Consider the following 23,244-nt stretch of genomic DNA (forward strand, 5'->3'; position numbering starts at 1 on the left):
TGCCTGTCAGCTTTTTTCCTTGTTTTTGGTCCCTTTGTTCTTTAACAAGGCGTCCATTAAATCGTTTGGATCGAATCCAAACCTTTTTATCGCTTCCACGCGTCGTTTGTCCTCTTCGCTCTCCCGATGGATGCCAAGAATCTCCGCTACCTGCTCCATCGCCTTTGTCTCTTTGGCGCTTTCCTCCTCTTCTTCCGACGGCTGCTCCGAGGCAGCATCCCCTGCTTGCTTCGGTTTCAAGAAGAAGATCGCCACCACCCCAAATAGTGCAGCCAGCCCCGCAATCGAGAGGAACATCACGCTTCTTGACCTATCCAAAAGCCAGGTAAACACAGGCGGTCCGACGGCTACACCGATAAAACGGACACCGCTGTACAATGAGGTAATCATCCCCCGCTCTGACTTCTTTACAGCCCCGATGATCATACTGTTCAGGCAGGGCAGGATTAATCCCGTACCGACACTTCCAATGATAAGAACGCCCGTCAATACATAAGCACCTTTTACAAAATTGGCGATAACGTAGGAAGTGGCAAGCAGGAACATCCCGATGATGACAAAGAGGCGCATGAGCCCTAGTTTTTTCTTGATAATCAATCCGGTGATGTACGCTGTGATGCTCATCACCAAAAGGGGAACCGCCAAAAATGCGCCTTTCAAGAGCCCGTCGATTTTATACTTTTCTTCCAGGAGGTCGGACAGATAGAACAAGACCCCGAAAAGCGTAAACAGACAGATGCTCCCGATAAAAAAGGCCGGAATCAACCAGCGCCCATGCTGCCGAAAGACTTGCCCAATCGACTGCAGATATTGGCGAACCGGCATCGGCTGTTTTTCCTGTTTTTTTTCCTTGGTAAAAAACAGAAACAGCAGCAAAACCACTCCGCAAATAATGGGAAAAGCCAAGAACACCATATACCACGCAATCATCGCCAGGAGCGAGCCGAAAACCGGACTGAGGACTTTCCCAAGCCCGTTGGACGTCTCCATCAAGCCAAGCGCCCGGCTTTCCGAGGCGCCTTTGAACAAATCTCCGGCCATCGCCATCGCGATCGGAGCTGTTCCTGCCGCTCCAATCCCCTGCATTACGCGACCCAGCATGATAAGCATGTACGGATTGTCCCACCAGAGCGATGCCAGACCGGCCACCAAGCCGCCTGCACCATAGAGGATGAGCGACAGGATAATGACGATCTTGCGTCCGAACCGGTCTGACAAATAGCCCGCAAGCGGAATGACAATTCCCGCAGAGATCGAAAAAGCAGTGATCAGCAAGCTCGTCTGCAAGGCAGTCAGATCCATTTTGGATTTCATTGTGGGCAATACAGGGATGAGCATTGAATTGCCCAGCACCATGACCAGCGGGATGCCGGTTAAACCAACCAGATTTTTTGTGTTTTGCGCCATGTCCAATCTCCCCGTATTTACACGTATGCGCTGCCGTCCCAGCGCAATGCGTTTATAATTCTCCAATCCGGTTCAACACCAATACCGATGCCATCAGGGACGACAGCCAGTCCTCCCTGAAGCTTTATTGGGAATAATTCCGTAAACGGATTCTCCATGACGTCCCATTCGACAGGCTCGATTTTGTCTCCGTCCATTTTGCTCCAGGCCGGCAAGCAAGCTTGTGAGCAGATGGCATAAAGACGGGCCAGGGAGCCGTCGTAAACATGGGGGGAAACCCGATGCCCAAAATTTCGGCCTATCGTCAGGTTCTCCCGATAGCTGTCTATGCCTTCCGAATGAACGGGGTCAGGTTGAATCAAGTCAACAGCCCCATTTTTTAACAGAGGTAAAAATTGATTACATCTAATCAAATTCTCCCCGCCTGCCAAAGGAACCGAAAGAGCTGCACGAAGCTTCACATACTCCTCGGTCCTTTCCATCGGCATCGGCTCTTCCATCCACAACCAATTTCCATAGCGAGAAAAAACTTGCTCCCACTTGCGGGCAGTCGCCAGATCATAGCTTTGGTTTGCATCCAGAGCCACCTGAACACTTTCCGGAATGGAGGCCTTCAGTCGTTCAATATGCCTCCGGTCCTCCTGCCAGCACCTGCCTCCGACTTTCACTTTGACCATGCGAAAACCGTTGTGAATCTGGGCTTCGACGAGGCGGACTGAATGGAGCGGCCAGTCTTCTCTATCGCTGTACGATTGAAACGAGGCGTAAACCGGAATAGAGCTATGCAAGGCACCTCCCCACAGTTCGCACAGTGACAAGCCTGCCTCTTTTGCCACAATTTCAGTCAGAGCCATGCTCACCGCCACGGCAGCACGCTGGTGCCATTTTGCGATGGTGGAGACGATTGACAACCGGTCTGTCGCCCGCTTTCCAAGCAAATAAGGAATGATCCTCTCGGAAAAGCCTTTTTCCAGTGTGGGCAGCCAGTCAACCGCTTCACCCCAGCCTTCGGTGCCGGAGTTGGTAATGATCCTGATCAGGAAACAGGTCCGGTATTTTTTGTACCCATTTGCGTCCCCATACGGCTGCCCAAGCGTGTAGAGCAAGGGATACGTCTCAACGCGTGCGATCTGCATGAAAGTCCTCCTGATTTACATCAAATCATTTCGCCCTTCCCGCTCCGCTCTTTCTTCCAAGGCATCTTCATAATTCAAGAACTGCCCTTTTCCTTCGCCTTTGCGCATATACTCTTCATACGTTCCGCTGCGCATGAATTTGACGCTGTCCGGCCCGTGATAGCCGTGAATATCCGTATATCCGATTTCCTCCACAGCCTCGACAAACCCGTCTGGCTCGTCGCTTTCTATATACATTTCCTTGTAGTCGGTTTTGTCATTATCCACGAAGGAAAACGGCGTGCTGGAGGTTCCCCACGCCTCGACGATTTGCCAGGCATCCTCGCCGTCGAAGCCGTTTTGTCCCTCTTTTTCATCCAGAGAAGTCCGCCCAAATGGCGGCTGGAGGAATTCTTCCTCGATTGGACGCGATTCGTTGAGGTTCGGAGCAGGTGCATGTTCCTTGCACGTCTGGGCTTGAGGCAACGCTTCCAGACGCTCCTCCATTATGTCCTGTCCGCATACCGTACAGATGCCGTATGTGCCTTCCTCCATTCTGCTCAGCGCCTGATCGATTTCCTTTAGTGTTTCCCTGTCCAAGCTGTCCAGGGCAAGATCCTTTTCCCGCTCAAACATTTCGCTGCCGATATCGGCCGGGTGGTTATCGTACATGGAAAATTCCTGTAGGGAAGTAGACATCGGTTCGCGCATTCCATAGTGGTCCTGCACCCGATCCTCCAGTTCCTTCTTCTGCTCTAGAAGTCTTACCCTGAAGCGCGCCAGCTTCTGCTCGTCCACGTATGACACCGTCCTTCCTTTGTTATCTCTGAAGGGTAGTATGTCTATTCGCTGTTCAAATTAACCCCGGCCGCAAATACGCCAACCGTATCAAGGTAAAGGTCATGGAGAAAAAAACACTATTCGGAGGGATAACAAAAAGTCGCCCGAAGTCATGACGACTTGGGCGACTTTGACAAAAACTGCTTTTCATTCGTCGATTTTCAGTTGTTTTTTGACCGATGAAAGGACCTCTTACTCCGTTACATGTGCATAGTGTTCGTTGACAACGGATGCACAGCGCTTGCAGATGGAAGGATGTGCACTGTCGGCACCGACATCCAGCTTCACGACGCGGCAGCGTTCGCATTTTACACCGTCAGCAGGAGCTACCACGACAGAGATTCCTTCCAATGCAGCCGCTTCCGCAGGAGCAGGCGTTCCGTACGGATGCAGGTCAACGTGGGCAACGATGAACAGGTCGGCCAGATCCTCCATCGAAGACAGTACGCTTGCCGTCTCTTCCGTTTGCGGATAAAGCGCCAGCTTGGCGTCTACGGAGTTTCCGAATACTTTGTTCCGGCGCGCTTCTTCCATAGCCTTCAGTACCTCATCGCGTACTGCGAGGAACGCATCCCATTTGCTGAGTGCTTCCGCTGCAAAGCCCAAGTGCTGTTCATTTGCTTCCGGCATGTCAGTCAGCTGAACACTTGCTTCTGTCACACCCGGGATAAAGCTCCATACCTCATCTGCTGTATGCGGCAGGATCGGTGCCACCAGCTTGACCAGGCTCATCAGACAATCGTACATGACAGTCTGCGCTGCGCGACGCTTGAGGTTATCCGGCGCCTCCACATAGAGTCGGTCTTTGCAAATATCCAGATAGAAAGCAGACAGATCGATGACGCAGAAGTTGTGAACGGCATGGAAGACAGTGTGGAACTGGTACTCGTCGTAAGCCTTGCGCGCACGCTTGACTACTTGCGCTGCTTTGGCCAGGACATAGCGGTCCAGCTCGCTCAATTGCTCGTAGGCTACGCGGTCTTTCGCCGGATCGAAGCCGTCCAGATTCCCCAGCAGGAAGCGGAACGTATTGCGCATTTTGCGGTATACTTCCGCGATCTGGTTGAGGATCGCGTCAGAGATGCGCGAGTCAGCCTGATAATCGACCGAAGCTACCCACAAACGCAGGATGTCCGCGCCAAGCTTGTTGATGACTTCCTGCGGAACGATCGTGTTGCCGAGCGACTTCGACATTTTGCGCCCTTCTCCATCCAGCGTGAAGCCGTGGCTCAATACCGCTTTGTACGGTGCTGTACCGTATACGGCAACGGCAGTGGACAGCGAGGAGTTGAACCAGCCCCTGTATTGGTCGGAGCCTTCCAGGTACATGTCAGCCGGCCAGCCCAGTCCACGCTCTCTCAATACCGCTTCATGGCTGGAGCCGGAGTCAAACCATACATCCATGATATCTGTTTCTTTGCGGAATTCCGTGCAGCCGCATTTGCCGCAGGACAAGCCTTCTGGCACCAGCTCATTAGCCTCGCGAGCGAACCAGACGGACGAGCCTTCTTTGCGGAACAGCTCGGAGATGTGCTCAATCGTTTGGTCATTGATGATCGGCTCGTTGCAGTCTTTGCAGTAGAAGATCGGAATCGGCACACCCCATACGCGCTGGCGGGAAATGCACCAGTCTCCGCGGTCGGCGATCATATTCGCCAAACGGGTTTCTCCCCAGTGCGGAATCCACTTCACGTTTTTGATGGCCTCGAGCATGTTTTCACGGAATGCATCAATCGAAGCAAACCACTGTTCTGTCGCACGGTAAATGACCGGCTTTTTCGTACGCCAGTCATGCGGATACGAGTGAGTGATGAAGCCCAGCTTCAAGAGCGCGCCTGTCTCATTCAGCTTTTCCGTGACCAGCTTATTGATATCTTCGTAGAACAACCCTTCGAAGCCGGGAGCTTCCTTGGTCATTTTTCCTTCGTGGTCCACAGGACACAGTACGCCAAGGCCGTATTTTTGACCGACAGCGAAGTCGTCTTCCCCGTGACCCGGAGCAGTGTGAACGCAGCCCGTACCGGCGTCGAGCGTTACGTGCTCGCCAAGGATGATCGGCGACTCGCGATCGTAGAACGGATGCTTGGTGACTACGCCTTCGAGCTCCTGCCCTTTGAAGGTTGCCAGCACCTCTACGCTTTCCCAGCCGATTTCCTTGCTGGCCGCTTCCAACAGTCCGCCCGCAAGTACGAATTTGCGTCCGTCGGCTTTGACTACGTTGTACTCCAGTTCCGGATGCAGGGAGATCGCCAGGTTGGCTGGCAGCGTCCAAGGCGTGGTCGTCCAGATTACGACACCTGTTTCCGTATCCAGCTTGCCTTTTCCATCCTGTACCTGGAAGCTGACGTAGATGGATGGCGAGCGCTTGTCCTTGTATTCGATTTCGGCGTCGGCAAGCGCAGTCTCCGATGACGGGGACCAGTACACACAGCGCAGCCCTTTGTAGATGTAGCCTTTTTTCGCCATTTCGCCAAAAATCTTGATTTGACGTGCCTCGTACTCCGGCAGCAGGGTCACATACGGATTTTCCCAGTCACCGCGAATTCCGAGGCGCTTAAATTGGTCGCGCTGCTTGTCGATGTAGCTCCAGGCGTACTCTTCGCAGCGTTTGCGGAAGTCATTTACCTCGATGCTGCGGCGATCCAGTCCTTGGGCGTTGATGATTGCCTGTTCGATTGGCAAGCCGTGCGTATCCCAGCCCGGAATGTACGGAGCGCAGTAGCCCGCCATCGATTTGTAGCGGACGATAAAGTCCTTCAACACTTTATTCAAGGCATGGCCGATGTGGATGTCGCCGTTCGCGTAAGGAGGGCCGTCATGCAAAATGAAGCTGGGGCGTCCTTTTGTCCGCTCCTGCACTTTTTCATAAATATTCAGCTCTTCCCATTTTGCCTGCATGTCAGGCTCGCGGGCCGGAAGATTCCCGCGCATCGGAAAGTCTGTTTTTGGCAGTGCCAGCGTTTTGCTATAATCCATTGTCTGATTCACTCCTACAGAAAAATATAAAAAAGCTTTCCCTCATCCCCTGTAGGGACGAGAGAAAGCTCCCGTGGTACCACCCTGATTGAACAGAAATCAGCCGAAATATACCGGCACAAGCCCTGTTCCTCTTGATTCATTCGTAACGAGAATGACGCGCTCACTTACTCGACCACCGCACGACGCAGCCAGCAGTCTTTCGGTTATTGAACTCCCGGGTGATTTTCAGCGGCAAGCAGCAGTCCGGTTTTCACCGTCCACCGGCTCTCTAAGCTGCGCTCGATCGCTTACTCGTCCCGATCATCGTTTGTCAGCGAGTGTATAGTTGTAAAGAAAAGTTTCAATAAATTATAGTACCATCATAGCCCTGGCGTCAATGGATTATTCGGCAAGCACTGCGGAAGACGAATCTGCTTGTTCGATATCGTCCCACGCGCCGTTTTCCAGCATCTCCAATTGGGCTTCGAGCAGCGTACGGAAACGCATCCGGTACACAGACGCCCGTTTCTTCAACTCTTCGATCTCGATTGCAATCTTGCGAGACTTCGCCAACGCTTCGTTGACGATCCGGTCTGCATTTTTCTCCGCTTCTTTCAGGATCAACTGAGCTTCTTTTCTTGCGTTTGACTTCACGTCTTCGGCCGTTTCCTGAGCGACGAGAATGGACTTGCTCAAGTTTTCTTCCAGGCTTTTATAGTGATCCACACGCTCATTCAGTATGGCGATGCGCTCTTCCATTTCTTTCTTTTCCTTGATCAGAAGCTCAAAGTCCTTGATGATCTGATCCAGAAATTCATTTACTTCGTCGACGTTGTAACCGCGGAATCCTGTGCTGAATTCTTTATTGTGTATATCTAACGGCGTTAAAGGCACATGTACCCCCCACTTCTTCCGATAATCGTACTGACATTTTCGACAGCTTCCACATCATTTCCTGCCGGATTTTGCAATTTTTTAAGCCCTTCTATGATTCTATGTAACCAAGCCGACATTCATTCGTAACCTTCCACTGCGAGTAGCTCCGGCCACTTCGAGCAGCTTGAAGCGTCCAAAACCGGCGAGGGAAACCATATCTCCCGTCTCTAGCTGGTAGGACGGATCGTCTACCACCTTCCAATTGACCTTCAAACGGCCGGCACGGATCGGGATGACCGCCTTGGCCCGTGACAGATGGTACACCTCGCCGATTACCGCGTCCACTCGCGGTGAGGGAACGGTGATGGTCTTTTCGGTCAAACGCTCTGACGGCGCCTGAAAGGAGGCCCACTCCACTTTTTCAAACGAAACGGGCGTACGGTGAATATGGGTCACTTGAACGCGGACAAAGTCAGCCACTTCCTCTGCAACGACGGCAAACAAGCCGCTTTCGTCCACGATCATATCCCCGAATTTCTCCCGCTTGAGGCCTGCATTGAGCAAGGCTCCCATCACATCCCTGTGCTCCAGCCGCTTAAACCGCTGATCAGCAGCGATGTGCAGCAAGGTCAAACGAAACTCCTCCGCCTCGGGGGTCAGATAATCAGGGTGCAGCATTACACGAACCCGCTCTGCCCCTTCATAGCCGCCGTTTGCGGTAACCGAGACGTCCTGTACCTGCGAGGTCAAGCTTTTCAGTATGGCCGCTTGCCGCGGGTCCAAAAAATCAGTAAGGCGCATGGCCTGCTTCCGCTCTACCAGCGTCAGCATTTCCAGCGCCCGTTCCACAAAGGGAAGTTCTTCTTTTCGAAAATGGTCGTATACACTCATGTGACCGGCTCCTACATATACAGCAGTTTAATGAGGATTGTCTTCAATCCGCTGTGGGCAAAATTCAGTGCGATCAACGCTACGATTGGAGATATGTCAATGAAGCCGAGCGTCGGTATGAACCGGCGAAACGGAGCCAAATACGGTTCCACCAGCCGCTCCAGCAGTTGCCCGATTCCCGTATCTCTCATCTGAGGCACCCACGACATGAGGACATACGCAATCACCATAAACTGATAAACCGTAAAGGCAAAATCAATGATCGTAAACAGAATGGCTGTCATTCACTCACCCTTTATCCTTTTCAAAGTAACAAGCATCATGTTACTCATCCAAACTTCGCTTCCGTTCAATCAAACACTTTTATTCTTCCACCACGCTGGAAATGGTACCCTGGATGTCAACATGATCGGGTGTGCAAACAAAAATGTAGTCTCCGACTTTTTGGATATCGCCGTTCAGCGCATAGACAGTGCCGCTGAGAAAGTCGATAATCCGTTTTGCCTGTTCCTTTTCCACCCGTTGCAAATTGACCACGACTGGTCTGCGGTGACGCAGGTTGTCAGCGATGTCTTGGGCGTCACTGTATTGACGGGGTTCGCAGAGGATCAAACGGATTCCCTCCTTCTCCCGTGTCTGAAAAGGAACGACATTGTTCGCACGCGCTGCAGGCTGTCGTCTGGCAATAGGCTCTTGCTCTTCGCGTTCCTCTACTACCGTCTCTTCGAAGTATTCCTCGTCTTCCAATCCCAGAAACCCTTTGATTTTATTCATAACGCTCATAGCAATCCTCCTCTCGTGAATGGTCGATTAGTCCGGCTTGACCAAAACCGAGCCTAGCCGAATATATGTAGCTCCTTCTTCAATCGCTACTTCAAAGTCGTTGGACATGCCCATCGACAGCTCTGTAATTTCCGCATGCGGAAACTTCCATTCATTGATCCGCTCTTTCCATTCTCGCAGACCACGAAATACAGGCCGCACCTCTTCCGGATCATCGACATGAGGCGCCATGGTCATCAATCCCGCGATCCTTATATGTTTCATATTACTGGTTTCGCGCAAAAAAGCCAATACGTCATTGGGACTAAGGCCAAATTTTGTCTCTTCCCCGGAAATATTGACTTGCAAAAAGCAGGGAACGACAAGATTCAACGCTTCTCCCCGTTTCTCTATTTCCCGGGCCAGGGACAAGCGGTCCAGAGAGTGAATATAGGAAAAGCGGCCGACGACCTCTTTGGCCTTGTTTGTCTGCAGGTGGCCGATAAAATGCCAAACTCCCTGCTCTCCCCATTGCTCGTATTTGGGCAGGGCATCCTGGACCCTGTTTTCGCCGATGTGCTCGACGCCGACCTTGAGCAAATCGCCAATGGTGTCGGCACCTACATATTTCGTAACCGCGACGATCTTTACCTCGCTGCGGTCGCGCCCCGAACGGCTGCAGGCAGCCGCTATTCTCTCTTCGATTCGGTCCAATCTTTCTTTCAGCAATTCCTGTTCCCGCGTCATAACTTCTTCCGACTCCCTTTCCAAACAAAGATCTATTTCAACGATCCCGCCATCCGATAAAGGAGGCCATCCTTCCCGTCTTCCCTGCAGGTCCCGCTTCTCTCCGATGGGAGAAGAACAGGTCTGTACGGCAGCTTGTACACCATTGGGTCCGTATTATGTTATCGGGCAATATTCCGCATTCCGTTACAATTTCCTGATTGAGTCTGGGCAAATCCAGCAGGTAGCGCCCATTTTCACGCGGGGACACTGCTGGCGACCAATTTTTTGCGGCTGCCCGTACCTGCCCGATAATCCGCTCATCGACCTCATAACAGTTCCCGCATATTGCCGGGCCGATCGCCACTTTCATGTTTGCCGCTTTTGCTGCGTAGTTGCGCTCAAAAGCACGCACCATTTCCTCGGCAATACGCGAAACAGTTCCTTTCCATCCGGCGTGAGCCAGCCCGATCGCCCCCGTCTCCGGGTCCAGAAAGAAAAGCGGCACGCAATCTGCGTAAAAAGACACAAGCAGGACTCCCTGTTTATTTGTAAATAGCCCATCCGTGGCTGCAATGACGTCTTCCAGACTTTCTCTGCCTGCCCCTCCTGCCACTACCTCGCATACCCGGTTGCCATGCACCTGGTCTGCGCAGGTCCACGCATCGAAGGGCATGCCCAGCTCCTCGGCAAGCCGCTTGCGGTTGGTTACCACGTGGGAGGAGCTATCGCCGACATGCAGCCCCATGTTAAACGATCCGTAAGGCTGCTCGCTTACCCCGCCGGAACGTGTGGTAAAGCCTGCGACAAGACCGGGAAACGCTTTTTCCCACTCCTCCAGCCGAAGCCCTGCTTTCCCTGTATGTCCAACAAATGGTTCGTTCATGCCGCCACCTCTTCCTTCGTGATAGAACCGTAGAAAAACCGGGTTGTCCATTCGCATGCTGGACTCTCTTTTCTATGGCTAATGATACCATAGCCCAAAAGAAAAGAAAGGCTCTCTTATGCCTTTCTACGAGCGGTACTCATCCTCGGTGCTGCCCTTCACGTCTACGCGAAGCGTCTCTTCTACTCTCACAAGAACAACGTCTTTCCCGATTTTCACAATGTTGCGCCAAGGGATGACATAATCATTGCCCGATGAAAAAAATCCGAGAAACTTACCCGGTCCGGGGACGACGATGGCCTCTACCCTCCCGTGGCGAAGGTCTATTTCCAGGTCGGATATCTGTCCAAGCCGCTTGCCGTCCAAGATGTTGACTACTTCTTTGGTCTGGAAATCTGAAATCTTGACCATCTGCTCCTCACCTACTTTTCTCCCCTTCCCTTTCATTATATGAGCAGGCGGGCGATTATGTCCGAAATCCGGCGCAAAAGAATAAGCCCTGCAGTGCCGTTCCGCAGGGCTTGGACAAACTGATAATGTTACGATTGCACGTGTTTTTGCATATGGGCGATCGCCGCTTTTTCCAGACGGGAGACCTGCGCCTGCGAGATGCCGATTTCCTCGGCTACCTCCATCTGCGTCTTCCCTTCATAAAATCTCATCGAGAGAATCATTTTTTCCCTCTCGCCTAAACGCTGCATTCCTTCACGAAGCGCGATTTCCTCAACCCAGATGACGTCCTTGTTCTTCTCGTCGCTAATCTGATCCATCACGTAGATCGGATCGCCGCCGTCCTGATAGATCGGTTCAAACAGAGAAACCGGGTCCTGGATGGCATCCAGCGCGAATACGACGTCTTCCTTGGGAACATTGAGCTCCTGGGAAATTTCCATAATGGTGGGCTCACGCGAATGCTTGTTGGTCAGATTGTCCCGCACTTGCAGCGCTTTGTAGGCGATATCCCGCAAAGACCGTGAAACGCGAATCGGGTTGTTGTCCCTCAGGTAGCGGCGGATTTCCCCGATGATCATGGGCACGGCATAGGTCGAAAATTTAACGTTTTGCCCGAGATCGAAGTTGTCAATGGCCTTCATCAGTCCAATGCACCCTACCTGAAACAGATCGTCAACGTACTCTCCTCGATTGTTGAAACGCTGAATGACACTCAGCACCAATCGCAGGTTGCCGTTGACCAGCTTTTCCCGCGCTGGCAGTTCCCCGCCCTGCAAGCGTTCGAACAGCTCCCGCATTTCCTTGTTGGTCAGCACGGGAAGCTTAGAGGTGTCTACCCCGCATATCTCTACTTTATTGCGCGTCACGTCTTTCCCTCCTCGAAGCAAGAAAAAAGTTCCTAACCCGGTTGTCTTGAAAGGCCGCGTTCTGACGCGTACCCGGACGAGAGAGTGGCGGGACCACTTTCTGGCACGGTTTAGGAACAGTATCTCCCTCGATTGGGAAAATATGCGTTAGACCATTTTGTTGAATTCTTTTCGCAACCGTTTTATAATTCGCTTTTCCAGACGGGAAATATAGGACTGGGAAATGCCAAGCAGGTCGGCAACATCCTTCTGCGTCTTCTCCTCGCCTCCCGTGAGGCCGAAGCGCAGCTCCATGATGACGCGCTCCCGCTCTGTCAGCTTATCGAGTGCTTTTTTCAACAGCTTGCGGTCTACCTGGTCCTCGATGTTTTTGTAAATGGTGTCGTTTTCGGTGCCGAGGACGTCCGACAACAGCAGCTCATTGCCATCCCAGTCAATATTCAGCGGTTCGTCAAAAGAAACCTCCGACCTGATCTTGTTGTTTCGGCGCAGGTACATCAAAATCTCGTTTTCAATACAGCGCGAGGCATAGGTAGCCAGTTTGATGTTTTTCTCGGGATCAAAGGTGTTCACCGCCTTGATCAACCCAATGGTGCCAATGCTGACCAGATCCTCGATGTTGATCCCGGTATTTTCAAATTTGCGGGCAATGTAAACGACCAGCCTCAGGTTTCTCTCAATCAGCATGCTCCGTACAGCGGGATCGCCGGAAGGCAATCTGCCAAGCAAGATCTCTTCCTCTTCTCTGGTCAGTGGCGGAGGAAGGGCCTCGCTTCCGCCGATGTAGTAAATTTCCTCGGCTCGTGCACCAGTCCACAGCAGGAAACGGTACCAGAGTAGTTGTAATTGTAGGCGAAGTTTTACATACATTTTCGTTAGCCCTCCTGTTCGCGTACTGCGTATTCTTCTTGGAAAGGGGTCTCTATCATCGCAGGGTGTACGATGGCCTGGTATTGCCCGTCTGCTGCCAATGGAATCGGGTTGAGACCAACCAGTACTTTCTCGCTCACATAGCGCTTGCCGTCCTGCACGATCAGCACTTCGTCCGGTTTGAGCGCGATCAGAAAGCTCATCCCGCTGGAAACGCTGCGATACGGAACAAGCCGAAGACGAGACTGCCACGCAGGCGGCAGCTCCTCCCACACACCGTCCATCTGATTGACCGCTCCTTCGCTTTTTTCGATAAGCGTGGCGAGAGCTTCCGGCAGGATGTGGGCTAGCAGACTGCTCTCCAAAATCATGACAGGCGTACGGGTAATCGGCTCATGCAGCTGGTTTCCCGTGTCGACCAAACCTCTGCACAAGACGGTTTCACCGGCGAGCTTCACCCTTACCTCTGCGAGAAAGGCTTCGATCCGTCGCGGCTGCGAAATAGCCCCATAGCTTTGCCTGCTTAGGAAGAAAACGAGCACGAAGCCGGCCAAGAGGATGCCGAGAGTAGGCGTGAAGCCGACGCCGAAACCGTCGTTGTGGACAGTGACCAGTCCATTTACGACCTCGCTTTGCGTCGAAAGAAAATACTGGAGTCCAAACACTCCCCCGCCGAAGACAAAGGCCACAAAGTAAAAGATGACCAAATTATGCAAAAAACCGAGCAGCCTCCTTCGGCCAAAGGCAATCCACAGCATGATGACGGAAAACAGCAATTTTACAGCCCACTGATACATCGGTGCAAAAGCTGGGAAAAAGAAGAAGGCCAGATAGGTTGACCCAAACAAAGATGCCAGAGAAATCCGCCACCACCGCACCCGCTCTTTGCGAAAATATGCCGTAAACCAAAGCAGCAAGGTATCAATGGCAAAGTTGAGGAGTAGAATGATATCGAGATAGACGATCACTCCGCTATCACCCCCGATCCCGAAAAGACCAGGCCGCTCCCGGCCTCCCCGGAGGGTCGTACCTATCTCTGGCCGCTATCCCTTCCGACCAAGGCCAGTATATATCAATGTGTATGTAAAGTCTGTCAATTCTTGACCGTGTTTTTTCGGATTTTTTGTAGAAGATTTTGGGTCCTCTGGGTGAATCCCCGGTTCCGAAACAGCGCTCTCAGCATCTGATGTATAAAACCCATCAGAGAGGCAGGGAGCTTCCATTTGAGCAGAAAAAACAAGCAGTCCTCTCACAGCCATGCCATCGACTTTATCCGCTTTGGCGATATCCCGGGTCATATCCACTCTTATTCCACACTGACAAGTGTAGACGACCGTCATCGCCATGAAGTCCGAGGCCGAACCTCCCCTCCCTATCAAGGAACAGGGAGAGGACATTTGCATTACTATGAAGGCGTCACCTCCTATGATGACGGGCATGTTCACCGCTTCCGCGGATGGACCGGCCCTCCGATCCCACTTCCCGGTGGAGGACATTACCACGATTTTTCTGGCGTAACGACATTTGACGACGGCCATACACATTCGTACCGGGGAAGAACCGGAAAAGACTATGGATAAATAACGCCACGCACGCAAAACAAAAAACCTTGCTCCGTCATGGAACAAGGTTTTTCTAATGGTCATATTTTTGCCAAAACGCGAATTTACTTTTTGTTGCGGCGACGGTTGCGCAGGAAGGCAGGAATGTCCAGATTGTCCAAATTGCTCATCGAGAAGAAAGACTTCTCTTCTTCCTCTTCCTTCGCACGGCTCGCTCCCGTATTGGAGATAGGTGTCGGGCGGTTGCCTGTCTGAACAGGCTGTTGCACCCGGCGCTGTCCAGTGCTTGTGTTTTGCCGCTGGTAGTCTTCAAAGCCGGTAGCGATTACCGTTACAACGATCTCGTTTTTCAAATCCTCGTTGATGACCGCACCGAAAATCATGTTTACATCCGGATCAGCCGCAGATGAAACGATGTCTGCCGCTTCGTTTACCTCGTACAAGCTGAGGTTTGTCCCTCCCGTGATGTTCATCAGAACCCCGCGGGCACCATCGATGGATGATTCCAGCAGTGGACTGGAAATGGCACGGCGAGCCGCCTCAGCCGCTCTGTTTTCGCCGCTGCCTTCGCCAATCCCCATCAAAGCGGAACCGCGCTCGGTCATGATCGTTTTAACGTCAGCAAAGTCCAGGTTGATCAAACCTGGAGTAGCAATCAAGTCCGATATCCCTTGCACACCTTGACGCAGGATGTTGTCCGCTTCACGGAACGCCTCCAGCATCGGTGTATTTTTATCCACGATTTCCAACAGGCGGTCATTCGGGATGACGATCAACGTATCGACTTTTTCCTTCAACGCAGCGATCCCTTGCTCGCCTTGTGTAGAACGCTTCCGTCCTTCAAACGAAAACGGACGAGTTACGACCCCGACTGTCAGAGCGCCCAGCTCTTTGGCAATTTCAGCTACGACAGGAGCCGCACCGGTACCGGTACCGCCGCCCATTCCAGCCGTTACAAATACCATGTCAGCCCCACGCAGGGCTTGCTCGATCAGATCGGCACTTTCTTCAGCGGCTTTTTTTCCGATTTCCGGATTTGCCCCTGCTCCCAGTCCTCGAGTCAGTTTTTCTCCGATCTGCAGCTTGATATCAGCACTGGAGAGTTGCAAAGCTTGCGCGTCAGTGTTCAGAGTGATAAATTCTACTCCTCTTAAACCTCCGGCAATCATACGGTTAACCGCGTTGCTACCGCCACCGCCGCAACCAATCACTTTAATTCGCGCATAGGATTCCATGTCCATATCAAATTCCAGCATCTTGCTAGTCCTCCCCAATTCAACATGAGAAAAGCTTCTGTGTGGTGAAGCCGGTTGGTTGTGCGGTTCATCGCCCGCAAGTGACTACTTCCCCGCGGGCAATGTTCGTAAACATCAGCCGATTCACCGTATTCGGAGTCTTGAGGTTACAGGCGGTTATATAAACTCGCTGAACCAGTTTTTCACTTTTTCCATCAAACCGCCGCCTTCTTTCGGCTTGGAAACGGCTGCAGGCTTCGGCCCGCCTTTAAACGACGGAGGAGCTGTACGCACGCTGCGACGCTCCAACTGGTGCAGAGCGTACTGTATCAAACCCACGCCTGTTGTATAGGCGGGGTCTCGAACCCCGATATAATCAGGAATCGCGACGCGCACCGGCGCATCCAGTTCTTCCTTTGCCAACTCCAGCATGCCTGGCATCGCAACCGTTCCGCCAGTCAATACGTATCCGCCGGCAACCTCATCATGGAAACCCAGCTTGTAGACCGCATCTTCCACGAGGTTAAAAATCTCCGCTGCACGCGGTTCAATGATATTGGCTAAATCCACCTGAGTAAACTGTTTTTCCACATCACTGCCAATACGGGTTACCTTGAATTTTACATCCTCCGACGCTTCGTCGATCAGAGCGCAACCATTTTTCGTCTTCACGCGTTCAGCTACATCCGTATGGGTCCGAAGTCCTAAAGCGATGTCGTTGGTAATATGGTCGCCCCCGATGCCAATCACGGTCGTTGCTGCCAGTTTTCCCTGCTCAAATACACCGATGGTGGTAGAACCCGCACCGATGTCAACCAGAACGACCCCCATATTTTTGTCATCCTTGGAAAGAGCTACCGTGCTCGAGGCTAGCGGTTGCAGAAAAATTCCGGCTACGCGAAGATTTGTCCGCTCCGTGCAACGAACGATATTATGTACGACAGTTTTCGAGCCTGTGACGATCGTGCCTTCCATTTCCAGACGGACACCAATCATCCCTCTCGGGTCCTTTATGCTGCCCTGCCCGTCGACGATATACTCTTTCGGAACGACTTCAATGATCTCCCGGTCAGGCGGTATGGCAACAACTTTTGCTGCCTGAATAACTCGCTGGATGTCTTCATCTCGTATTTCACGGTCTTCGCTGGATACAGCGACAACCCCTTGGGTTTCATGCAGTTCAATGTGGTTTCCTGTGATACCGACGTATACTTCATCAATCGATACCCCAACCATGCGTTCAGCATGGTCAACAGCTTCCCGGATGGCATGCACAGTTTGGTCGATGTCGACGATCACACCCTTCTTGATACCCTCCGAGTGTGCCTGTCCGACTCCGATGATGTTGATGGAACCGTTGTTTACTTCGCCGATCATGACGCGAACTTTGGAAGTTCCAATATCTAGGCTGACGATGAGTTCATTGCTTACCAAACCTGTGACACCTCCCTTGCTACGTCTTTTGTCGTCATAATGTGAATACATCTGCGTAATTTATTCAACACAGGACTACCATTCCCTTTTTTTGATCATGAATTTTTGTAAAAATATGACCTTCTTCCCAATTTCGAGTGATTCTCTATTCCTGCTGGTTAATCCAACGGGATAGGACTATCCGACGAATCACCGCCAAATTGTTAAACAAACGCACGCCGAAAGCAACAATCGCGGCAAGGTAGAGGTCGATGCCGAGAAAGCCTCCGATAAATGCCAGTCCGGCCGCAAACAGCGTATTGAAGAAAAAACCGGACATAAAAACGCGAACATTAAACGTGCGTTCCAGATAGGAACGGATTCCCCCGAAAATCGTGTCCAGACCAGCCAGAAGGGCGATAGACAAATAGCTGCTGTATTCTTGAGGCACGCGCCAATCCAGCATAAATCCGACAGCGATGCCAACGATGAGTCCGATAAGCGGGAGCCACATGTCAGGATTCTCCTTTTTCTTTGACTGGTTTCATGTATTGGATGGGGCGCTGCTCCCGATTAGCCGGTATGATCAGCTTGTCCCGCTTCTCTGCGATAATCTCCTTGTTGGCCAGACGAAAGTTTTCTTCCACACCCTCCAGCTTGAGCGCCGACAGCAGCACGTCCGGCTCCCCGAGCGCTTTCAGTTCGTAAGGCGGCTGAATCGTCCTGGTATCAATCTGAATCGCATTGCCGACATAACGGATCGGTGTCGTTGCCACCATTCGATGCCCATTGATGGACACTGCCTGAGAACCGTTGGCAAAGAGAATATTGACGAGCCATCTGAGGTCTTCATCGTCAATCGTATAGCCTCCGATTACCGGCTCGGTCATCCCTCCGTCGAGGCCCGCTTCCGCAGGATTCACCTGGGCATCAACGACCCGAAGTATGATCCCCTCGCCTTCCACGCTGACCATTCCCGCCATTTTCCGGTTTCTCGCCAGCTCTTCTTTCATGACAGAAAGGCTCTCATCCTCATTGAGGGCGGTCTCATACTGATAGTAAAGCTGATTGTATTTGGAGATGTCAGCCAGAAGATTTTTGTGCTTCTCCAGCTCTTTCTGAAGCGACGTCCGCAATTCCGCTATACTGCGTGATTCCTTATGTGCCGGATGAAGGCTGCTTCTGAGCTGTACGGTCAACATAACCCCTATGATAGCACTAATAATGGCAAGAATAAATGTGATTTTACGGCTTTTTTGCAACATGAGAAACGCTTCCTTCACCTAGGAATGTTTGGTCTTGGCGTCACCTACATAAGCTGGCAGTTTGATTTTTTCTTTTTTTGAAACATCAATCTGTACAAAGTCTTGCAGCGTTTGGATTACGCCGCCCGGGAGATTCAAGGCCGCCTCCAGCGTATTTGGCTCTCCGATCGCGGAGATGACGAAAGGCGCCGCCGACTTGATCCCGTTTACAATAATGGTCGGACCTACGCAGCGAATGGCCGAATTGCTGACCAGCCGTTGCCCGTTGATGCTGATCGCCTCAGCACCGGCGGCACGCAGCTCGTTTACAACCAGCCGTACGTCCTGTTCATGAACGATGTAATTCGCGACGTCCATGCTGCTTCCGGCATTTTGACTGTCCTGCATGGTTACAACGAGCCCTGGTCCTTCTACGGGTACAACCCCGGCCATCATCCTCGCTGCCTCGAGCTGACTGAGTATGCTCGCGCCTTCCGATTTTCGCTGCGCCATCGCCTCCTCGATCTTTCCGACCTGCCGCTGCAAATCGAGCAGCTGGTTCTCCAGGTGCCGGTTTTGCTCCTTTTCAGCCAGAATACGCTCGGTTAATTGCGTCTCTTGCTGAAATTGCTGGTCGTTCAAGCGTTCCCGTTGCAACAGCTTGGTCGTCTCGACCGAAGTTGCCACAAGAAAACCCGTACAAAAAGTGACGAGAGTGAGGTACAAGTTAAATTTATGACGACGACCCATTTTGCAGCTACCCCTTTTACCCATACTTAAAACGATTGGGGCTATTACCCACCGGCAGGAAGCTGAATGGGCGCCCCAGGATTCGAATACGGTACGAACCATGGCTGCTCAAACAGCGAAAGAACCCCTTTTACCCCTTTTGGCAGCTCCTGCACGATTGTCGGATACCAATTCAGCATAGTATCCAGCTTGTACACGACACTCCTGACCTCGTTTCCGTCCCTCATGAACAGAGTGACCCGCTGATTGTCATAAATCGTCGGCGTCAGGGCGATATCGGAAATCTCCCCCAATACTGCAGGGGACAGCTTCGCCAGCGCTTTTGCCAAGTCCGGAAGCATTTCGGGATTTGGCCATGAACTGATTAGCGGCCTGTCCACCATCCGTTTGGAAAAATCCACCTGTCTGAGCACTTTCCCGTTCTCCAGGAGCGGAGCCCTGCTGCCATCCTGTCCATTCCAAAACGCCACACGTTTGAATTCGGTTACATGCAAGCGAATTACGCCGGGAAAGGATCGTTCCACAGAGATGGTTTTCACCCCTTCCAAAGGCTTGCTCGCTTTTTGCACCTGGCTTTCCCACACATTCAAAAACTGCATGCCAAGTGTCAAACCGGAATGAGCGATGATCTCCTCGCTCGAGTACATGTCGTTTCCATACACCTGAATTTCCTGAACCTTGCTGTACGGCGAGCGGATGAACAAGACGATCAATACGATCAAAAAAAACAGGACGAGCAAAACAACCAGCTTGCGATTTCCTTTGCGCCGCGGACGCTGCTCTTTAACGTGCGGAATGCGTTCTTCGATTACCGCCATGACTCAACCCTTCCTCACTACGCTAGCGTGTCACGCGCCGAGCACTGATACACGATTGTTCCGTATCCAAGGAGACCTGCTTTCCGGCAAATCACCTCACAAATAATGGCAATCCTATAAATAACTGCCACCATACAAAACAGGGAAAGCGGCATAGCATATGCCGCTCACTTTCTTCTTGTCTATATCGACACGCGGGAAATGCGGGCACCCAGCTGCTGCAGCTGCAGCTCCAGCCGTTCGTAACCACGGTCGATATGATGAATCTGTGATACCGTGGTCGTGCCTTCCGCCGCCAATCCCGCCAGAACAAGTGCGGCACCTGCCCGCAGGTCACTTGCCTCAACACTCGTACCTGACAGTTTGTTTCCGCCGCGGATAATCGCGGAACCCAGGTCGACGTAAATGGAGGCGCCCATTCGCGCCAATTCGTTCACATGTTTGAATCTTCCTTCAAAAATCGTCTCCTTGATCACACTTGTTCCTGTTGCCTGTGCCAAGAACACCATCAACTGCGCTTGCAAATCGGTCGGAAAACCGGGGAACGGGGAGGTAATTATCCGTTCGTAGGCAAGCGGGTTGCCTGTGCTCTTGACTTCCATTATATCATGGTAGGTCTTGATTTCAACACCACAGCTACGGGCGACCTCAATTAATGCGGTGAGATGCTCGGGGATGATATTGGTCAGTTCAATGTGTCCCTTTGACACTCCGACCGCCAGGAGATGAGTGCCCGCTACGATCCGATCGGGGATGATCCGATAGCTGACTGGACGCAGCCTGGTAACGCCGTTGATCTCGATCGTATCCGTTCCGGCGCCGCAGATGCGTGCACCCATGGCGTTCAGGAAGTTTTGCAAATCGACAATTTCCGGTTCCCTGGCGGCATTGCAGATACGTGTCGTTCCCTTGGCCAATACAGCAGCCATCATGATGTTTTCTGTTGCCCCCACACTCGGGAAAGAGAGAAAGATGTTAGTACCATACAATTGATCTGCCCGAAACGTAATATAGCCCTCTGCTTCCTCGATTTTTGCTCCCAGCGCTGTCAAGCCGGCCAGATGCAAGTCGATCCGCCGCTCTCCAATCAAACAGCCGCCTGGCCGGGAGATGGTCACCTCGCCCAAACGTGCCAGAAGCGGTCCGGCCAAAAAGATCGAAGAACGCATTTGACCCATCAGATCATCAGGGACATGCGACACGGAAACTGAGGTCGTATCCAGATCGACACTTCCGTCCGCATGCTTTGTCCTGGCTCCCAGTGCAGTTAAGATTTTCAGCATCACCTCGATGTCTTTGAGGTGGGGAACATCATAGATATAAAATTGCCCTTCCGCGAGAATCGACGCGGCGAGGATGGGAAGGGCAGCATTCTTGGCTCCTTGGACCCGAAGCGAACCAGACAGAGGTCTTCCGCCTTCGATCGCAAAAGTATCCAAACTTTCACCTCCGTGTTACCCCTCGCCCACCACCAACACCTCCGGATGCAAATCAACGCCAAACTTTTCTTTGATCGTGCAGCGGATGTGCGTAATCAAGGTGAGGACGTCGGTAGCCGTAGCGCCTCCCCGATTGACGATAAAATTGGCGTGAATCTCGGAAACCTGAGCTCCCCCGTAATGAAATCCTTTCAGGCCTGCAGCCTCGATCAGACGGCCGGCGTGGTCTCCAGGCGGATTGCGAAAAACACTTCCGGCACAAGGCATTTGCAACGGCTGCGTGATGCGGCGCCGCTCCTTGTTGGCTGCCAGTGTAGCAGCTATTTCTCGGCGGTCGCCCTGGCGCAGCCCAAAGCGGGCTTCCAAAACAACTCCCTTGCGCTTTTGCAAAAGGGACGTCCGATAGCTGAAGCTCAGTTCTTCGTTGTTCAACACTTTGACTTCACCATCATCAAAGAGGATTTCGGCTTCTTTGATAATACGTGACAAATCCGATCCGTGCGCCCCCGCATTCATGTAGACGGCCCCGCCTACTGTACCAGGAATGCCTCCCGCAAACTCCATACCTGTTAATCCCTTTTTGCCTGCCTCCACCGCCAGGCGGATCATGGAATATCCGGCACCCACACACACCTCTTCGCCCCTGAATTCGCAGTGACTCAAGCCCTCAGCCACCTTGAGCACGGCTCCGCGTATCCCTCCGTCCCTCACCAGAAGGTTGGAGCCGCGCCCGATTACACTCCAAGGAATATCATGACGATGGATGATTTTCAAGGCTGTCAACAACGCTGACTTATCCTTGGGCTGGATTAACAAATCAGCAGGACCCCCAATCCGCCAAGTGGTATGATTGGCGAGAGGTTCATCGGTCCACACTTTTCCAATATCCGCCTGCCTCAATTCATCTATGATCTGCTTCATTTGTGAACCTCCTGATACACATGCTAGGTCGGACCTAGGCCTTATCACGTGTTTGCTCCATACTATGCGATCGCCCATATTGGCGTGACAGTCGCCCAAAAAAGACCCTTCTACCTTTTAAGCTCCCCTAGCACCTGATAGATTTTCGTTGCGGCATCAGGCATTCCAAGCTGGCGAGAGCTCTTTTGCATCGCAGCCCACCGCTCCTCGCTTCCCAAAATGGCAGAAAGGGATTCCAACAGCCTCTCTCCGCTAAGCTCGTTTTCCAAAATAACGATGGAAGCTCCTTGCTTCTCCAGTCCGCGCGCATTTTTTTCCTGATGGTTGTTGGTAACGTACGGACTCGGAACCAGTATGGAGGGCACGCCCAACGCTGTCAGCTCAGCCAGGCTTGATGCCCCGGCACGGCCTACCATCAAGTGGGCGGCTGCAAGCAAGTCCGGCATATTGTGGACGAACGGATAGACGGAAAGGTTGCGGGGCTGCTCCCCTTTTTCTTTCAATGCAGCCGAAATGGAATCGTAGTGAACGTCACCTGTCACGTAGACAAAATGGGTGCGGGGAAACTCCTGCATGCGCGGTACAATGGCCAACGTCGCCTCATTGATCGCTCTTGCTCCGCGGCTTCCGCCAAAAATCAGCACCACACGCTTGTCCTCGCCTACACCGAGAAAAGCTCTTCCCGCCCGCGGATCTCCATGCATCACCTCGGTGGCCCGAGGATTGCCGGTCAGCACTGTTTTTCCCGCAGGAAAAAACGAAAGCGACTCCTCAAACGAGACAGCTACGCGATCGACATAACGGGCCAAAAACTTGTTTGTCAAACCCGGTACGACATTTTGTTCATGAATCACCGTAGGAATCCCGAGACGAGCCGCAGCATAGACAACCGGGCCGCACACATACCCGCCCGTGCCGATGACAACATCAGGCCGGAACTCGCGCAGCATCCGTTTGGATAAAGAGACAGCCTGGATGAATTTCCACAGTGTTTTTACGTTATCGAAAGTCAGCTTCCGCTTCAGACCAGCGATCTCGACTGATTGAAACGGAATGTCCGTCCGTGGAACGAGCTGTGCTTCCAAGCCTTTTTTACTGCCTATGTACAAAAAGGCAGCCTGCGGCTGTTGGCGAGAAATTTCTTTCGCCACCGCAAGCGCCGGATAAATATGTCCACCTGTGCCTCCACCCGTGAGGACAACACGCATAGTA

Annotated in this window: 24 protein-coding genes and 1 other annotated feature; of the genes, 1 reads left to right on the plus strand and 23 read right to left on the minus strand. The window is 52.3% G+C overall.

Annotated elements, in window-relative coordinates; all coding sequences use genetic code 11:
* Positions 1–6: 6 nt before the first annotated feature.
* From NST37_RS16100 to spoIIGA, 14 genes are all read right to left on the minus strand, one after another.
* Complete coding sequence (locus tag NST37_RS16100; RefSeq protein WP_339185564.1) at positions 7–1,407, minus strand: MFS transporter; 1,401 nt, start codon at positions 1,405–1,407, stop codon at positions 7–9.
* A 17-nt stretch (positions 1,408–1,424) separates the two neighbouring features.
* Positions 1,425–2,543 carry a mandelate racemase/muconate lactonizing enzyme family protein gene (locus NST37_RS16105; protein ID WP_003386229.1) on the minus strand — a complete coding sequence of 373 codons (1,119 nt, stop codon included), beginning with the start codon at positions 2,541–2,543 and terminating at the stop codon, positions 1,425–1,427.
* Positions 2,544–2,558: 15 nt separating this feature from the next.
* A complete protein-coding gene (locus NST37_RS16110) occupies positions 2,559–3,320 on the minus strand; it encodes a TraR/DksA C4-type zinc finger protein (RefSeq protein WP_327957017.1) in 762 nt (253 codons plus the stop codon).
* Between the two features lie 234 nt (positions 3,321–3,554).
* The gene (gene ileS, locus NST37_RS16115; RefSeq protein WP_024984193.1) at positions 3,555–6,338 is read right to left on the minus strand and encodes an isoleucine--tRNA ligase; all 2,784 of its coding nucleotides are present in this window, start codon (positions 6,336–6,338) and stop codon (positions 3,555–3,557) included.
* Between the two features lie 50 nt (positions 6,339–6,388).
* Positions 6,389–6,654, minus strand: a binding site (T-box leader).
* A 68-nt stretch (positions 6,655–6,722) separates the two neighbouring features.
* On the minus strand, positions 6,723–7,214 hold the full coding sequence (locus NST37_RS16120) for a DivIVA domain-containing protein (RefSeq protein ID WP_003386233.1): 492 nt from the start codon (positions 7,212–7,214) through the stop codon (positions 6,723–6,725).
* 99 nt (positions 7,215–7,313) lie between these two features.
* Positions 7,314–8,087 carry a YlmH/Sll1252 family protein gene (locus tag NST37_RS16125; protein ID WP_003386234.1) on the minus strand — a complete coding sequence of 258 codons (774 nt, stop codon included), beginning with the start codon at positions 8,085–8,087 and terminating at the stop codon, positions 7,314–7,316.
* A gap of 11 nt (positions 8,088–8,098) precedes the next feature.
* A complete protein-coding gene (locus tag NST37_RS16130) occupies positions 8,099–8,371 on the minus strand; it encodes a YggT family protein (protein WP_003386235.1) in 273 nt (90 codons plus the stop codon).
* Positions 8,372–8,450: 79 nt separating this feature from the next.
* The gene (locus NST37_RS16135) at positions 8,451–8,870 is read right to left on the minus strand and encodes a cell division protein SepF (RefSeq protein ID WP_003386236.1); all 420 of its coding nucleotides are present in this window, start codon (positions 8,868–8,870) and stop codon (positions 8,451–8,453) included.
* A 27-nt stretch (positions 8,871–8,897) separates the two neighbouring features.
* Positions 8,898–9,596, minus strand: a complete 699-nt coding sequence (locus NST37_RS16140; protein ID WP_172920688.1) for a YggS family pyridoxal phosphate-dependent enzyme — start codon at positions 9,594–9,596, stop codon at positions 8,898–8,900.
* Between the two features lie 37 nt (positions 9,597–9,633).
* On the minus strand, positions 9,634–10,461 hold the full coding sequence (pgeF, locus tag NST37_RS16145) for a peptidoglycan editing factor PgeF (RefSeq protein WP_003386238.1): 828 nt from the start codon (positions 10,459–10,461) through the stop codon (positions 9,634–9,636).
* A 126-nt stretch (positions 10,462–10,587) separates the two neighbouring features.
* Positions 10,588–10,872 carry a YlmC/YmxH family sporulation protein gene (locus NST37_RS16150; RefSeq protein ID WP_003386239.1) on the minus strand — a complete coding sequence of 95 codons (285 nt, stop codon included), beginning with the start codon at positions 10,870–10,872 and terminating at the stop codon, positions 10,588–10,590.
* Between the two features lie 128 nt (positions 10,873–11,000).
* Positions 11,001–11,780 (minus strand): RNA polymerase sporulation sigma factor SigG, encoded by a 780-nt coding sequence (gene sigG / locus NST37_RS16155; protein ID WP_003386240.1) that lies wholly within the window; start codon positions 11,778–11,780, stop codon positions 11,001–11,003.
* Between the two features lie 147 nt (positions 11,781–11,927).
* Complete coding sequence (sigE, locus tag NST37_RS16160; protein ID WP_003386241.1) at positions 11,928–12,650, minus strand: RNA polymerase sporulation sigma factor SigE; 723 nt, start codon at positions 12,648–12,650, stop codon at positions 11,928–11,930.
* Between the two features lie 5 nt (positions 12,651–12,655).
* Positions 12,656–13,618 (minus strand): sigma-E processing peptidase SpoIIGA, encoded by a 963-nt coding sequence (spoIIGA, locus tag NST37_RS16165; protein ID WP_122958257.1) that lies wholly within the window; start codon positions 13,616–13,618, stop codon positions 12,656–12,658.
* A 255-nt stretch (positions 13,619–13,873) separates the two neighbouring features.
* On the opposite strand from spoIIGA, the gene NST37_RS16170 reads away from it, so the two are divergent.
* Entirely contained in the window at positions 13,874–14,230 is a 357-nt protein-coding gene (locus NST37_RS16170; protein ID WP_024984197.1) for a YmaF family protein, read from the plus strand.
* An 86-nt stretch (positions 14,231–14,316) separates the two neighbouring features.
* On the opposite strand, the gene ftsZ is transcribed toward NST37_RS16170, so the two are convergent.
* The 9 genes from ftsZ to murG all read right to left on the minus strand — a co-directional run bounded on the left by ftsZ (position 14,317) and on the right by murG (position 23,240).
* Entirely contained in the window at positions 14,317–15,468 is a 1,152-nt protein-coding gene (gene ftsZ / locus NST37_RS16175; protein WP_003386245.1) for a cell division protein FtsZ, read from the minus strand.
* Positions 15,469–15,624: 156 nt separating this feature from the next.
* Entirely contained in the window at positions 15,625–16,881 is a 1,257-nt protein-coding gene (gene ftsA / locus NST37_RS16180) for a cell division protein FtsA (RefSeq protein ID WP_024984198.1), read from the minus strand.
* A gap of 145 nt (positions 16,882–17,026) precedes the next feature.
* The gene (locus tag NST37_RS16185) at positions 17,027–17,374 is read right to left on the minus strand and encodes a small basic family protein (protein WP_003386249.1); all 348 of its coding nucleotides are present in this window, start codon (positions 17,372–17,374) and stop codon (positions 17,027–17,029) included.
* A 1-nt stretch (position 17,375) separates the two neighbouring features.
* Positions 17,376–18,125: a DUF881 domain-containing protein gene (locus NST37_RS16190; protein ID WP_003386251.1), complete on the minus strand. Its 750-nt coding sequence runs from the start codon at positions 18,123–18,125 to the stop codon at positions 17,376–17,378.
* 18 nt (positions 18,126–18,143) lie between these two features.
* Positions 18,144–18,854 (minus strand): DUF881 domain-containing protein, encoded by a 711-nt coding sequence (locus tag NST37_RS16195; RefSeq protein WP_003386252.1) that lies wholly within the window; start codon positions 18,852–18,854, stop codon positions 18,144–18,146.
* 44 nt (positions 18,855–18,898) lie between these two features.
* Positions 18,899–19,672, minus strand: a complete 774-nt coding sequence (locus NST37_RS16200) for an FtsQ-type POTRA domain-containing protein (RefSeq protein ID WP_024984199.1) — start codon at positions 19,670–19,672, stop codon at positions 18,899–18,901.
* Between the two features lie 182 nt (positions 19,673–19,854).
* A complete protein-coding gene (murA, locus tag NST37_RS16205; protein WP_003386254.1) occupies positions 19,855–21,111 on the minus strand; it encodes a UDP-N-acetylglucosamine 1-carboxyvinyltransferase in 1,257 nt (418 codons plus the stop codon).
* Positions 21,112–21,126: 15 nt separating this feature from the next.
* Positions 21,127–22,032: a UDP-N-acetylmuramate dehydrogenase gene (gene murB, locus NST37_RS16210; protein ID WP_003386255.1), complete on the minus strand. Its 906-nt coding sequence runs from the start codon at positions 22,030–22,032 to the stop codon at positions 21,127–21,129.
* A 110-nt stretch (positions 22,033–22,142) separates the two neighbouring features.
* Positions 22,143–23,240: an undecaprenyldiphospho-muramoylpentapeptide beta-N-acetylglucosaminyltransferase gene (gene murG / locus NST37_RS16215; RefSeq protein WP_003386256.1), complete on the minus strand. Its 1,098-nt coding sequence runs from the start codon at positions 23,238–23,240 to the stop codon at positions 22,143–22,145.
* Positions 23,241–23,244: the final 4 nt, after the last annotated feature.

Origin of the sequence: Brevibacillus sp. FSL K6-6036 (assembly GCF_037964015.1) — a bacterium.
Taxonomy (GTDB): Bacteria; Bacillota; Bacilli; order Brevibacillales; family Brevibacillaceae; genus Brevibacillus; species Brevibacillus borstelensis.

Excerpts from the sequence above, each read along its gene's own strand:
- NST37_RS16185 (WP_003386249.1), bottom strand. The coding sequence starts at position 17,374 with ATGTGGCTCCCGCTTATCGGACTCATCGTTGGCATCGCTGTCGGATTT.
- sigE (WP_003386241.1), bottom strand. The coding sequence starts at position 12,650 with ATGTATGTAAAACTTCGCCTACAATTACAACTACTCTGGTACCGTTTC.
- NST37_RS16105 (WP_003386229.1), bottom strand. The coding sequence starts at position 2,543 with ATGCAGATCGCACGCGTTGAGACGTATCCCTTGCTCTACACGCTTGGG.
- NST37_RS16100 (WP_339185564.1), bottom strand. The coding sequence starts at position 1,407 with ATGGCGCAAAACACAAAAAATCTGGTTGGTTTAACCGGCATCCCGCTG.
- NST37_RS16200 (WP_024984199.1), bottom strand. The coding sequence starts at position 19,672 with ATGGCGGTAATCGAAGAACGCATTCCGCACGTTAAAGAGCAGCGTCCG.
- NST37_RS16190 (WP_003386251.1), bottom strand. The coding sequence starts at position 18,125 with ATGTTGCAAAAAAGCCGTAAAATCACATTTATTCTTGCCATTATTAGT.
- NST37_RS16130 (WP_003386235.1), bottom strand. The coding sequence starts at position 8,371 with ATGACAGCCATTCTGTTTACGATCATTGATTTTGCCTTTACGGTTTAT.
- NST37_RS16195 (WP_003386252.1), bottom strand. The coding sequence starts at position 18,854 with ATGGGTCGTCGTCATAAATTTAACTTGTACCTCACTCTCGTCACTTTT.
- NST37_RS16150 (WP_003386239.1), bottom strand. The coding sequence starts at position 10,872 with ATGGTCAAGATTTCAGATTTCCAGACCAAAGAAGTAGTCAACATCTTG.
- murB (WP_003386255.1), bottom strand. The coding sequence starts at position 22,032 with ATGAAGCAGATCATAGATGAATTGAGGCAGGCGGATATTGGAAAAGTG.
- murG (WP_003386256.1), bottom strand. The coding sequence starts at position 23,240 with ATGCGTGTTGTCCTCACGGGTGGAGGCACAGGTGGACATATTTATCCG.
- NST37_RS16140 (WP_172920688.1), bottom strand. The coding sequence starts at position 9,596 with ATGACGCGGGAACAGGAATTGCTGAAAGAAAGATTGGACCGAATCGAA.
- pgeF (WP_003386238.1), bottom strand. The coding sequence starts at position 10,461 with ATGAACGAACCATTTGTTGGACATACAGGGAAAGCAGGGCTTCGGCTG.
- NST37_RS16125 (WP_003386234.1), bottom strand. The coding sequence starts at position 8,087 with ATGAGTGTATACGACCATTTTCGAAAAGAAGAACTTCCCTTTGTGGAA.
- NST37_RS16135 (WP_003386236.1), bottom strand. The coding sequence starts at position 8,870 with ATGAGCGTTATGAATAAAATCAAAGGGTTTCTGGGATTGGAAGACGAG.
- ileS (WP_024984193.1), bottom strand. The coding sequence starts at position 6,338 with ATGGATTATAGCAAAACGCTGGCACTGCCAAAAACAGACTTTCCGATG.
- ftsZ (WP_003386245.1), bottom strand. The coding sequence starts at position 15,468 with ATGCTGGAATTTGATATGGACATGGAATCCTATGCGCGAATTAAAGTG.